At 70.0% G+C, this 12,190-nt stretch carries 11 protein-coding genes and 1 riboswitch; of the genes, 5 read left to right on the top strand and 6 right to left on the bottom strand.

What is annotated here, in order from left to right; translation table 11 throughout:
- Positions 1-32: 32 nt before the first annotated feature.
- Positions 33-704, top strand: a complete 672-nt coding sequence (locus OG542_RS22395) for a Uma2 family endonuclease (RefSeq protein ID WP_328413302.1) — start codon at positions 33-35, stop codon at positions 702-704.
- A 14-nt stretch (positions 705-718) separates the two neighbouring features.
- Entirely contained in the window at positions 719-1,288 is a 570-nt protein-coding gene (locus OG542_RS22390) for a hypothetical protein (protein WP_328413300.1), read from the top strand.
- A 1-nt stretch (position 1,289) separates the two neighbouring features.
- Here the strand turns inward: OG542_RS22390 and OG542_RS22385 are convergent, their stop codons facing one another.
- The 6 genes from OG542_RS22385 to thrC form a co-directional block, all read right to left on the bottom strand.
- Entirely contained in the window at positions 1,290-2,846 is a 1,557-nt protein-coding gene (locus tag OG542_RS22385) for a carboxylesterase/lipase family protein (protein WP_328413298.1), read from the bottom strand.
- A gap of 97 nt (positions 2,847-2,943) precedes the next feature.
- On the bottom strand, positions 2,944-4,068 hold the full coding sequence (locus tag OG542_RS22380) for an NADH:flavin oxidoreductase (protein ID WP_408057780.1): 1,125 nt from the start codon (positions 4,066-4,068) through the stop codon (positions 2,944-2,946).
- A gap of 179 nt (positions 4,069-4,247) precedes the next feature.
- Positions 4,248-5,873: a chaperonin GroEL gene (gene groL / locus OG542_RS22375; RefSeq protein WP_184599411.1), complete on the bottom strand. Its 1,626-nt coding sequence runs from the start codon at positions 5,871-5,873 to the stop codon at positions 4,248-4,250.
- A gap of 332 nt (positions 5,874-6,205) precedes the next feature.
- Positions 6,206-6,409: a cold-shock protein gene (locus tag OG542_RS22370; RefSeq protein WP_003949956.1), complete on the bottom strand. Its 204-nt coding sequence runs from the start codon at positions 6,407-6,409 to the stop codon at positions 6,206-6,208.
- A gap of 448 nt (positions 6,410-6,857) precedes the next feature.
- Positions 6,858-7,133: a ubiquitin-like small modifier protein 1 gene (locus OG542_RS22365; protein ID WP_125505655.1), complete on the bottom strand. Its 276-nt coding sequence runs from the start codon at positions 7,131-7,133 to the stop codon at positions 6,858-6,860.
- Positions 7,134-7,236: 103 nt separating this feature from the next.
- Positions 7,237-8,523 carry a threonine synthase gene (thrC, locus tag OG542_RS22360; protein ID WP_328413295.1) on the bottom strand — a complete coding sequence of 429 codons (1,287 nt, stop codon included), beginning with the start codon at positions 8,521-8,523 and terminating at the stop codon, positions 7,237-7,239.
- An 18-nt stretch (positions 8,524-8,541) separates the two neighbouring features.
- A riboswitch (SAM riboswitch) is annotated at positions 8,542-8,698 on the bottom strand.
- 155 nt (positions 8,699-8,853) lie between these two features.
- Between thrC and OG542_RS22355 the strand changes: the two genes are divergently transcribed.
- From OG542_RS22355 to otsB, 3 genes are all read left to right on the top strand, one after another.
- Positions 8,854-9,798 (top strand): glucosyl-3-phosphoglycerate synthase, encoded by a 945-nt coding sequence (locus OG542_RS22355; protein ID WP_311126362.1) that lies wholly within the window; start codon positions 8,854-8,856, stop codon positions 9,796-9,798.
- 73 nt (positions 9,799-9,871) lie between these two features.
- Positions 9,872-11,266, top strand: a complete 1,395-nt coding sequence (locus tag OG542_RS22350; RefSeq protein ID WP_328413292.1) for an alpha,alpha-trehalose-phosphate synthase (UDP-forming) — start codon at positions 9,872-9,874, stop codon at positions 11,264-11,266.
- On the top strand, positions 11,263-12,114 hold the full coding sequence (gene otsB / locus OG542_RS22345; protein ID WP_328413290.1) for a trehalose-phosphatase: 852 nt from the start codon (positions 11,263-11,265) through the stop codon (positions 12,112-12,114). The genes OG542_RS22350 and otsB overlap by 4 nt, the downstream gene beginning before the upstream one ends.
- Positions 12,115-12,190 lie beyond the last annotated feature (76 nt).

Raw genomic sequence — 12,190 nt, 5'->3', positions numbered from 1 at the left:
CCAGGGCACGATGGAAGGGAGGAGGCACCACCATGACCCCTGGTATCGCTGACCGCCCGCTGATGCCCATCGAGGACTTCGAGGATCTGGCCGAGGTTGCCCCGGCCCACGTGCGGCTCGAGTACGTCGACGGTCGCGTCCGTACGAAGGACCCACTCAGCGTCGAGGACTTCGAAGAGCTGGAACGCCGCGCCCCGGAGACCGTGCGGCTCGAATACATCAACGGAAAACTAGAGGTCAAGGCGATGCCGGACGGCAACCACAGCGAGATTCACATGTGGCTGCTTGAGCAGTGCCTGCAGCATCGGCCCGATCTGCGCCTCCATCACGAGCGAGGCGTCCGGACCGAGGCCTACCGCAAGGGCCGTGCCCGGGCCGACGGGGCCCTCGTCCGACGGGGGCACTTCAAAGGGCACGGTGAGTGGTCCGCTGCCAACGGCGTCCTTATGGTCGTCGAGATCACCTCCCACGACCGTGACACCAACCAGCGGGACCGCATCGACAAGCCCGTCGGATACGCGGCAGTCGACATCCCCGTGTACCTGCTCATCGACCGCGACAACAACACGGTCGTCGTGTACAGCGAGCCCGAAGACGGCCGATACCAGCAAAAGGCCTCTCACTCCTGGGGCACCCCGGTCGAGCTGCCCGCTCCTCTCGGCTTCACTCTGGACACCGAAGAACTCAAGGACTACGCCGACTGACGACAATGGGACCCATGAACCACGCCCAGCTCACCGCCCTAGGCCGTGCCCTCCGTCTCCTCGGTGAGCACGGGGAGGCCCTCACCTCCGACACGCCGGACGGCAAACTGCACGAGGTCAAGGCCGACCTGAAGCGCGCCCTGGACCTGCTGGAGGACAGCGTCACCACGGCGGCGCCCAGTACGCGCTGCCCGGAGCACCCCACCGGCCCGGTCGACGAGGCCGCCCCCGACCTGTGCCTGCTCTGCGAGACCCGGCGCCGGGCCGCCCGCCGGGCGGAGTTCAACGGCCCCGCCCCGCATCACCAGCCCGCCGAGCCGGTCCAGTCCCGCTACGGCGTGAGCGGTGACCGCCCCCAGCCGCAGCAGCGCTGGCTGCCGGAGCTGTGGACCGGCCAGGCCTGGCAACTGTGCGGCACCCCGCGCCGGGACCGCCGCGAGGCCGAGCAGTACATCGCCGCCCAGCGCAAGGCTCCCCGGGCGGCCATGGCGTACCGGCTCGTGCACGAGTTCACCGACTACGAGGTGCTGCGCGTGTGGGGGACGCCGGTCAAGGTCGACATCGAGCCGATGGGCAACCTCTAGCTCACAGGAGGGGCAGGGCGGAGAAGTCGTAGCCCTCCCACAGCCGCCGCGAGGCCTCCTCCGGGTACGCCCTCACCACCGGCTCCGCGTCCAGCACCTGCACCAGCCGCTCCCCGTCGTCGTACGCCGGCCAGCCCGGGTCCCCCGTCCTCGCGAACGCCGTCCAGGACGAGCGGAAACGGGACGACAGCGCCTGGGCCTCGGCGGACGGCTCGGTGCCCGCGAACAGCAGGGCCCCGAGGTCCGCGCCGAACGTGCCGAACAGCAGCGGGATGTCCAGGCCGTGGCAGGCTCCGAGCGCACCGCCGCTGCCCGGGGCCGGCCAGGTCAGTTCGTAGACGTGGGCCCGGCCGCCACCCGCCGTCTGCGCCTCGGCCAGGTGCAGGGAGGGCATGTTGAACAGCCAGTCCGTCTGGACGCGTTCGTAGAGCTCGCCCGGGGAGGCGTCGGGGAAGGCGGCACGGTAGGCCTGCTCGCCGTCGGGGCCCGGGGCGAACAGGCGCAGGGCGGAGGTCGCCTGCTCGTCGGTGATCTGGCCCAGTCGGCCCGCCATGGCGATGAAGAGGCGGTACTCGTCGCGGTTGTGGCCGACGAGCAGGTCGATGTCCTTCGCCGAACCGGCCGCCAGCGCCTGATACGGGCTCGTCGGCAGCACCTCGCCGTCGACCACCGGAGAGAAGGGCGTGACCGTGGGCGCGGCCTGGCCCCAGCGGTCGATGTACTGGGGCATCTTGGCGCTCAGCGTCTCGCCCGCCGACGTCAGTCGGCGCGGGGCGATCGTCGAGAGGTCGGCGACCGTGGGGCGCAGCCCCAACTCGGCGGCGAGAGCGAGACCGATGTCACGGGCCAGTTCACCGGAGAAGAACGTCCCCGGCACGCTCTGCGCGATCGCCCGCCCGAACAGGCCGGTCGCACGCTCCATGGCCAGCAGGGAGGCGATCGATCCGGCGCCCGCCGACTCGCCGAAGACCGTGACCCGGTCGGAGTCGCCGCCGAACGCCTCGATGTTGTCCCGGACCCATTCGAGGGCGGCCACCTGGTCGAGCAGGCCGCGGTTGGCGGGGGCGCCCTCGATGAACGCGAAACCCTCCATGCCCACGCGGTAGTTGAGGGAGACGACCACCACATCACCGTCGGCCGCGATGTGCCGGGCGTCGTAGCCGGGGCTGCCGGTGTGGCCGAGCTTGTAGGCGCCGCCGTAGATCCACACCATCACCGGGCGGCGGGCGGCCGGGTCCGGTTCGGGGGTCCAGACGTTGACCGTGAGCCACTCGTCGCCCTCGGGTACGTCGAGCAGGCCCGGGCCGCCCAGGTTGCCTAGGTCCTGCGGGGGCGGTGGGCCGAAGGCGTAGGCGTCCCGTATGCCGTCCCAGGCGTGGGCGGGGCGCGGTGCCATGAAGCGGGCCTCGCCCACCGGGGGTGCGGCGAAGGGGATGCCGCGGAAGACGGCGAGTCCCTCCTCCCTTCGGCCGCGTACCGCACCGGCGGTGGTGCGCACCACCGGTGCGGGCTGATCGGAGGGGCCGTCGGTCGGCCGGTGGGACTCGGTCGTCGTCATCTGGGTCTCCTCACGGATGCCGGTGAACAGGCGCTCGGTCAGTGTCCTTGACTGACGCAAGCAAATCCAGGGCAGTCCGTGTGGCGGACCCGTGAGGTCAGCTGAGGGTCTTCAGCGCCGCCGGGTCGTACGGCGCCAGGTCCTCGAAGCGGCCGGCCAGCACCTTCTGCGCCCACTGCGGGTCCTGGAGCAGGGCGCGGCCGACGGCGACCATCTCGAACTCGTCGCGCTCGAAGCGGTCCAGGAGGTTGTCGAGGTCGCCCAGCTCGGCGCCCTGGCCCTGGAATGCCTTGATGAAGTCGCCGTTGAGGCCGACGGAGCCGACGGTGATGGCGGGCTTGCCGGTCAGCTTCTTGGTCCAGCCGGCCAGGTTGAGGTCGGAGTCGTCGAACTCGGGCACCCAGTAGCGGCGGGTGGAGGCGTGGAAGGCATCGACACCGGCGGCGGCCAGCGGGGTCAGGATGGCCTCCAGCTCCTCGGGCGTCTCGGCGAGGCGGGCGTCGTAGGCCTCCTGCTTCCACTGCGAGTAGCGGAAGATGACGGGGAAGTCGGGGGAGACAGTCTCGCGGACGGCCGCGACGATCTCCTCCGACAGCTTGGCACGGGCGACCCGGTCGCCGCCGTAGGAGTCGGTGCGGCGGTTCGTGCCCTCCCAGAGGAACTGGTCGAGCAGGTAGCCGTGGGCGCCGTGCAGCTCGACACCGTCGAAGCCGATGCGCTCGGCGGCGGCCGCGGCCTCAGCGAACGCGCCGATGACGGCGTCGATGTCGGCCTGGGTCATGGCCTTGCCGGTGGGCTCCGAAGCGCCGATGCGCAGACCCGAGGGGCCGACGGCCGGGGCGTCCGCGACCGGCGGCTCACCCTGGTTGCGGACCATGCCGATGTGCCACAGCTGCGGCACGATCGTGCCGCCCGCGGCGTGCACCGCCTCGGCGACCTTCGCCCAGCCCGCGAGCTGCTCCTCGCCGTGGAACCGCGGCACGCGGTCGCTCTGCCCGGCCGACTCGTGCCCGACGTAGGTGCCCTCGGTGACGATCAGGCCGACTCCGGCCGCGGCACGGCGGGAGTAGTACGAGATGACGTCCTCGCCGGGGACCCCGCCGGGGGAGAACATGCGCGTCATCGGTGCCATCGCGATGCGGTTCGGGACGGTCAGACCGTTGAGCATGACGGGCCGGGACAGGATTTCGGCCGCGCGGGAGGCGGAGGCGGCGACGGTCACGTGGGGACTCCTTGGATACCAGACAGTATGTGCATGCGCATGGGACGTAGGCGTCAACGGCCTGGCCCGCACACGGCATCCCGTCCGCGCTGTGATCCCGAACACGCCCGAGGGCGGCACCCCCTGTTTCCAGGGGGTGCCGCCCTCGGTACTGAAGGACGGTGATCGACCAGGGTCGATCAGAAGTCCATGTCACCGCCCGGCATGCCGCCGCCGGCCGGGGCAGCGCCCGCCTTCTCCGGCTTGTCGGCGATGACGGCCTCGGTGGTGAGGAACAGCGCGGCGATGGAGGCGGCGTTCTGCAGCGCGGAACGGGTCACCTTCGCCGGGTCGATGATGCCCTCGGCGATCATGTCGACGTACTCACCGGTCGCGGCGTTCAGGCCGTGGCCGACCTGGAGGTTGCGGACCTTCTCCACGACGACGCCGCCCTCGAGACCACCGTTGACGGCGATCTGCTTCAGCGGGGCCTCGAGCGCGAGCTTCACGGCGTTGGCGCCGGTCGCCTCGTCACCCTCGAGGTCCAGCTTCTCGAAGACGCTGGAGGCCTGGATGAGGGCCACGCCACCACCGGCGACGATGCCCTCCTCGACGGCCGCCTTGGCGTTGCGCACGGCGTCCTCGATGCGGTGCTTGCGCTCCTTGAGCTCCACCTCGGTGGCGGCACCGGCCTTGATGACGGCCACGCCGCCGGCGAGCTTCGCCAGGCGCTCCTGGAGCTTCTCGCGGTCGTAGTCCGAGTCGCTGTTCTCGATCTCGGCGCGGATCTGGTTGACCCGGCCCTGGACCTGGTCGGCGGAGCCGGCACCGTCGACGATGGTGGTCTCGTCCTTGGTGATGACGACCTTGCGGGCCTTGCCCAGCAGGTCGACCGTGGCGTTCTCCAGCTTGAGGCCGACCTCCTCGGAGATCACCTCGCCGCCGGTGAGGATGCCGATGTCCTGCAGCATCGCCTTGCGGCGGTCACCGAAGCCCGGGGCCTTGACGGCGACGGACTTGAAGGTGCCACGGATCTTGTTGACGACCAGGGTCGACAGGGCCTCGCCCTCGACGTCCTCGGCGATGATCAGCAGCGGCTTGCCCGACTGCATGACCTTCTCCAGGAGCGGGAGCAGGTCCTTGACGTTGGAGATCTTGGAGTTCGCGATCAGGATGTACGGGTCGTCGAGGACGGCCTCCATACGCTCCATGTCGGTCGCGAAGTACGCCGAGATGTAGCCCTTGTCGAAGCGCATACCCTCGGTGAGCTCCAGCTCCAGACCGAAGGTCTGGGACTCCTCGACGGTGATGACGCCTTCCTTGCCGACCTTGTCCATGGCCTCGGCGATGAGCTCGCCGATCTGGGTGTCGGCGGCGGAGATGGAGGCCGTGGAAGCGATCTGCTCCTTGGTCTCGACGTCCTTCGCCTGCTCCAGCAGGGCGGCGGAGACGGCCTCGACGGCGCGCTCGATACCGCGCTTGAGGGCCATCGGGTTGGCGCCGGCGGCTACGTTGCGCAGGCCCTCCTTGACCAGGGCCTGGGCGAGAACGGTCGCGGTGGTCGTACCGTCACCGGCGACGTCGTCCGTCTTCTTGGCGACTTCCTTGACCAGCTCGGCGCCGATCTTCTCGTACGGGTCCTCGAGCTCGATCTCCTTGGCGATGGAGACACCATCGTTGGTGATCGTGGGGGCGCCCCACTTCTTCTCGAGGACGACGTTGCGGCCCTTGGGGCCGAGCGTCACCTTCACGGCGTCCGCGAGCTGGTTCATGCCGCGCTCGAGGCCGCGCCGCGCCTCCTCGTCGAACGCGATGATCTTGGCCATGTGAAGTGGTCCCTCCAGGACTGGGGGTGATTACTTCGGACCGCGCCCGCGCCCGCGACGGACGGCTCGCCAGCCTCGTGGTTCCTTCCCACCCGGCCTGCGGGCCTCACCGACCCGGTCCTTACGTTGTCACTCTCACCTTCAGAGTGCTAACGCAATGATTAGCACTCGGGCATGGCGAGTGCAAGCGCCTCCCGGGGATCGGGCAGGGCCGTCAGCCGCCCGCGAACACCGCCGGGCGGGCCCTTCGAGCAGGCCGAAGGGCCCGCACCCCGGGGGGTACGGGCCCTTCAGAGAAGACCTGCCGCTTGCGGTTTGTCGTGGTCGCGCGTTCAGGCAGCGACGCGAACCATGTCGGCCTGTGGACCCTTCTGGCCCTGCGAGATCTCGAACTCGACCCGCTGACCCTCTTCAAGGGTGCGGTAGCCGTCCATCTGAATCGCGCTGTAGTGGACGAAAACATCCGCACCACCGTCGACCGCGATGAAGCCGTACCCCTTCTCCGCGTTGAACCACTTGACGGTGCCCTGAGCCATGCCTAACTCCCCTATTACTGGCCCTTGCACAGACCCGCACTTCGCGGATCCGGGTCAGACCTCACCCCCCACGGATTGGGGGCGTGCGCCGGAACGCGTCGACCGCGGCCGAATGTATCTGTCCAACTGCCCTCTGCAACAGGTCAATCGGACGAGAATTCTGGACGCGCAGGATCCGGAATGTGGGGAGAATTCGCCTGACTTCAGGGCAAGTCGGGCCACGCAAAGGGAACAAAAGCCACAAAAGACGCACACACTTTGGCTACATCTTGTCGGGCGCGCGGCAGGAATTCAGGGTGCCCGATCAGGGGATCGGGATCGCGTTCCCCAACTGTACCGCGCTCAACCACACAGAATTGCCCCCTCCGTTTCTCTCACGGAGGGGGCAATTCGATGAACTCTCAGTGACGGCCGTTACCGATGGTAATAATCAAGCCGGTCGACCGGTTCAGCCGCCGGCGACGGCCGGAATGATCGACACACCGGCACCGTCCGGCGTCGCCGTCTCAAGACCCTGCTCGAACCGCACGTCGTCGTCATTGACGTACACGTTGACGAACCGGCGCAGCTTGCCCTGGTCGTCCAGCACCCGGGCGGCGATCCCGGTGTGGTTCTTCTCCAGATCGGAGATGACCTCCCCGAGGGTCGCCCCCTCGGCAGTCACCTCGGCCTTGCCGCCGGTGTAGGTACGCAGGATGGTCGGGATGCGAACGGTGACGCTCATCGGAATATGACCTCCGGTTTCGATTGAAGCTACGGCTGGGGCGCGTCCCAAGGGGCGCGGGGAACTGCGCGACCAGCCCCCACGGGCCCGCAGCAAGCAACGGTCAGGCGAGCCCGGCATCCCGGAACGAATCCAGGTTGGGCCGAATGGTCGCGGTGAGCCCCGTGCCCGCCACCGCGTCCAGCGTCTTCAGACCATCGCCCGTGTTCAGGACAACCGTGGTCTTGGCAGGGTCGAGCAGCCCGCTCTCCAGCAGCTTCTTCGCCACGCCCACCGTCACACCACCGGCGGTCTCCGCGAAGACACCCTCGGTCCGCGCGAGCAGCTTGATCGCCTCGACGACCTGCTCGTCGTTCACGTCCTCCACCGCACCACCCGTACGGCGGGCGATGTCGAGCACGTACGGACCGTCCGCCGGGTTGCCGATCGCCAGCGACTTGGCGATGGTGTCCGGCTTCTGGGGACGTACGACGTCATGGCCGGCCTTGTACGCCGTCGACACCGGCGAGCAGCCCTCGGCCTGCGCGCCGAAGATCTTGTACGGCTTGTCCTCGACCAGACCGAGCTTGATCAGCTCCTGCAGACCCTTGTCGATCTTCGTGAGCTGCGAGCCGGAGGCGATCGGCACCACGAGCTGGTCCGGCAGCCGCCAGCCGAGCTGCTCGCAGATCTCGTACGCCAGCGTCTTGGAGCCCTCGGCGTAGTACGGCCGCAGGTTGACGTTGACGAAGCCCCAGCCCTCGCCGGCCGGGTCGCCGATCAGCTCGGAGCAGAAGCGGTTCACGTCGTCGTAGTTGCCCTCGATGCCGACGAGCTCGCCGCCGTAGATCGCGGCCATGACGACCTTGCCCTGCTCCAGGTCGTGCGGGATGAACACGCAGGAGCGGAAGCCGGCCCGGGCCGCGGCGGCACCCACCGCACCGGCGAGGTTGCCGGTGGAGGAGCAGGACAGGGTGGTGAAGCCGAAGGCGCGGGCGGCCTCCAGGGCCTGGGCGACGACGCGGTCCTTGAAGGAGTGCGTCGGGTTGCCGGAGTCGTCCTTGACGAAGAGCTTTCCGGCGTCGACGCCGAGCTCACGGGCCAGGTTGTCGGCCTTGACGAGCGCGGTCCAGCCGGGGTTGATGTTCGGCTTGTCCGCCACGTCGGCCGGGACCGGCAGCAGCGGGGCGTAGCGCCAGATGTTCGCGGGTCCCGCTTCGATGCGCTTGCGGAGCTCTTCGGTGTCGTAGGCCGAGAAGTCGTAGGCGATCTCCAGCGGGCCGAAACACTCCTCGCACGCGAAGACCGGGCCGAGGGGGACGCGGTGACCGCACTCGCGGCAGCTCAGCGCGGCGGCGGGGCCGAGGTCTACGGTGGATTCAGTGGTGCTTGCAACAGTCTGCGCAGCCATGTGAGGCGAGGCCCTTTCTCCTCATCTTCCTCACGACGCATCTCGCCGTGAGACGGATTTGGCACCTTCCCGAGCCGGGAGCCTCGCGCATGTGGTCGACAGTGACCTACGAGTACCGACTGGAGGGTTGCCGGGGCTTCAACGGGCCGTGTCCCTCTGCCCCTCTGGATGAGCTGTATTCGGTTGTCGACGCAGGTTGACCCCGGACATGCGATGGTCACCCGCGTTGTTCAAGACTGTAACCGACGACCAGGACAGTTGAGATAGTCGTCCGAACCGCGAGATGGCTCACAGTCCGTCCCGCCGAGAGTACGCAGAGGAGCCGCCACGGTGCTGGAAGAAGTCGAGCGCTGGCTGAGCACCCGTTCCTGGTCCGCGACCGATCGCCCCCTCCACCAGATACTCGCCGCCAAGCAGCGCACGGGGCAGACGGTCAGTGTCGTGCTGCCCGCGCTCAACGAGGAGGAGACGGTCGGCGACATCGCGGCCGTCATCCGCCACGACCTGATGCGGCAGGTGCCGCTCGTCGACGAGCTCGTCGTCGTCGACTCCGGCTCGACCGACCGTACGTCGGAGGTGGCCGCGGCGGCGGGCGCGACGGTGGTGCACCGGGACGGGATACTGCCGCGCCTGCCCGCGGTGCCCGGCAAGGGCGAGGTGCTGTGGCGCTCGCTGCTCGCCACGCGCGGGGACATCGTCTGTTTCGTCGACGCGGACCTGAGGGACTTCTCGTCCGATTTCGTCTCCGGGATCGTGGGCCCGTTGCTCACCGACCCGGACGTGGACCTGGTGAAGGCCATGTACGACCGTCCGCTCGGCGGTGCGCCCGGGCAGGGCGGCCGGGTCACCGAGCTGATGGCGCGCCCGCTGCTGAACATGCACTGGCCGCAGCTCGCCGGCTTCGTGCAGCCGCTCGGCGGCGAGTACGCGGCCCGCCGCTCGCTGCTGGAGCAGCTGCCGTTCCCCGTCGGGTACGGCGTCGAGCTGGGCATGCTGGTCGACGCCCTGCATCTGGCGGGCCTGGACGCCCTCGCCCAGGTCGACGTCGGGGTGCGCAAGCACCGGCACCAGGACGGACAGGCGCTGGGCCGGATGGCCGCCGCGATCTACCGCACGGCCCAGCTGCGGCTGGCCCGCGGGCATCTGATCCGGCCGTCCCTGACGCAGTTCGAGCGGGGCGGGGACGGCTTCGAGCCGCGGACGTACTCCGTGGACACCGAGGAGCGCCCGCCGATGGTGGAGATCGCCGAGTATCAGGAGCGAAAGGCCGCCTGACCGGTGCTGTTTTCGGCCGGGTACGGCAGGTCCGTACGTTTGAGCGTTTCCGGGCCGGGCTAGGTTGAGGCTTATGGCTTCTACGAACGGTGCTGCACAGGTGCTGGTGGCCTCCAACCGGGGCCCGGTCTCGTACACGGTGGGCGAGGACGGTTCGCTGAACGCCAAGCGCGGCGGCGGCGGACTGGTCTCGGGGCTCTCCGCGATCGGCTCGGACGCGGACGCGCTGTGGGTCTGCTCGGCGCTGTCCGACGGCGACCGCGAGGCCGTCCGGCGCGGAGTCGGCGAGCAGGGCGTGCGGATGCTGGACGTCCCGGCCGACGTGCACGCCGACGCGTACAACGGCGTCGCCAACTCGGTGCTGTGGTTCGTCCACCACATGCTGTACCAGACACCGCTGGAGCCGGTCTTCGACGCGGAGTTCCGGCGGCAGTGGACGTCGTACGAGAGGTACAACCGGGCGTTCGCCGAGGCGCTGGCCGAGGAGGCGGCGCGGGGTGCGACGGTCGTGGTGCAGGACTACCACCTGACGCTGGTGCCGGGCATGCTCCGCGAGCTGCGGCCGGACCTGAGGATCGGGCACTTCTCGCACACGCCGTGGGCACCGCCCGAGTACTTCCGGATGCTGCCGGACGACGTGGCCGGGCAGGTGCTGCGCGGCATGCTGGGCGCGGACCGGCTGGGCTTTCTCACGCGGCGCTGGGCGGACGCGTTCGTCGCGTGCGCCGAGCGGTTCGCCGGCGGGCTCGGGGGCACGCGGGTCGGCGTGCACGGGCTGGGGGCCGACGCGGACTTCCTGCGGCAGCGGTCGCACGAGAAGGACGTCGAGGAGCGGATGGCCGCGCTGCGCGAGGAGATCGGCGAGGGCCGCCGCACCATCGTCCGGGTCGACCGCACCGAGCTGTCGAAGAACATCGTGCGCGGCCTGCTGGCGTACCGCACGCTGCTCGACTCCCACGCCGAGTGGCGCGAGCGCGTGGTGCACGTGGCCTTCGCGTACCCCTCACGGCAGGACCTCGCGGTGTACCGGGAGTACACGGCTGAGGTGCAGCGGGTCTCGGAGGAGATCAACGCCGAGTACGGGACGCCGGGGTGGACCCCGGTCGTACTCAACCTCAAGGACGACTTCGCGCGCTCCCTGGCCGCGTACCGGCTGGCCGACGTCGCGCTCGTGAACCCCATCCGCGACGGCATGAACCTCGTCGCCAAGGAGGTCCCGGTCGTCTCCGACGCGGGCTGCGCGCTGGTGCTGTCGCGGGAGGCCGGGGCGTACGAGGAGCTGGGCGAGGACGCGATCACGGTGAACCCGTACGACGTGACCGGCACGGCGGCGGCCCTGCACGAGGCGCTCTCGATGCGCCCGGAGGAACGCGCCGAGCGCACCAAGCGGCTGGCAGCGGCGGCGACCGCGCTGCCGCCGGCGCAGTGGTTCCTGGACCAGCTCGACGCGCTGAGGGCCGAGCGGTGACGAACGGTCATACGGATCACGGACTTCCGGCGCCTGCCACAAAGGCCGGACAGGAGGGTCTGGACGCTCTCCTCGCCCGCCCGGGCAAGGCGCTGATCGGTCTCGACCTCGACGGGACGCTCGCGCCGATCGTGGCCGATCCGGAGAAGGCCCGGGCCCACCCCGAGGCGGTGTCCGCGCTGGCGGCCCTCGCGCCGAAGGTGGCCGCCGTGGCGGTGATCACCGGCCGGCCCGCCGAGGTCGCCGTGCGCAACGGCGGGTTCGCGGATGTTCCGGGGCTGGAGCACCTCGTCGTACTCGGCCACTACGGCGCCGAGCGGTGGGACGCCCGTACCGGCGAGATCAGCGCCCCCGCCCCGCATCCCGGAGTCGAGGGCGTCCGCACGGAACTGCCCGAGCTCCTCGAACGGCTCGGCGCGTCGCAGGGGACCTGGATCGAGGAGAAGGGCCGGGCGGTGGCCGTGCACACCCGCCGGGCCGCCGACCCGCAGGCCACCCTGGACCTGCTGCGCGAGCCGCTCACCGGCCTGGCCGGCCGCCACGGCCTGATCGTCGAGCCCGGCCGCATGGTCCTCGAACTCCGCCCGCCCGGCATGGACAAGGGCGTCGCCCTGAGCGAGTTCGCCCGCGAGATCGGCGCCGGGTCCGTCCTCTACGCCGGCGACGACCTGGGCGACCTGCCCGCCTACTCCGCCGTGGACCGGCTCCGCTCCGACGGCACCCCGGGCCTGCTGGTCTGCAGCGGCAGCGACGAGGTGACCGAACTCCGCGAGCGAGCGGACCTGGTGGTGGACGGCCCGGAGGGCGTTGTACGCCTGCTGGGGGCGCTGGCGGACCGGCTCTCCTGAACACCCTGGTCAGGAGCGGTGGTGCACGCCCCCAGGGGCGCGGGGCTGTATCGATTTGCGGCTCCGCCGCGCGGGC

Origin of the sequence: Streptomyces violaceus (assembly GCF_036014075.1) — a bacterium.
GTDB lineage: Bacteria > Actinomycetota > Actinomycetes > Streptomycetales > Streptomycetaceae > Streptomyces > Streptomyces violaceus.
Note: the sequence above shows the minus strand (reverse complement) of the source record. Positions and strands in the feature narration are given on the sequence as shown.

Excerpts from the sequence above, each read along its gene's own strand:
- OG542_RS22395 (WP_328413302.1), top strand. The coding sequence starts at position 33 with ATGACCCCTGGTATCGCTGACCGCCCGCTGATGCCCATCGAGGACTTC.
- OG542_RS22390 (WP_328413300.1), top strand. The coding sequence starts at position 719 with ATGAACCACGCCCAGCTCACCGCCCTAGGCCGTGCCCTCCGTCTCCTC.
- OG542_RS22385 (WP_328413298.1), bottom strand. The coding sequence starts at position 2,846 with ATGACGACGACCGAGTCCCACCGGCCGACCGACGGCCCCTCCGATCAG.
- groL (WP_184599411.1), bottom strand. The coding sequence starts at position 5,873 with ATGGCCAAGATCATCGCGTTCGACGAGGAGGCGCGGCGCGGCCTCGAG.
- OG542_RS22370 (WP_003949956.1), bottom strand. The coding sequence starts at position 6,409 with ATGGCTCAGGGCACCGTCAAGTGGTTCAACGCGGAGAAGGGGTACGGC.
- OG542_RS22365 (WP_125505655.1), bottom strand. The coding sequence starts at position 7,133 with ATGAGCGTCACCGTTCGCATCCCGACCATCCTGCGTACCTACACCGGC.
- thrC (WP_328413295.1), bottom strand. The coding sequence starts at position 8,523 with ATGGCTGCGCAGACTGTTGCAAGCACCACTGAATCCACCGTAGACCTC.
- OG542_RS22350 (WP_328413292.1), top strand. The coding sequence starts at position 9,872 with ATGGCTTCTACGAACGGTGCTGCACAGGTGCTGGTGGCCTCCAACCGG.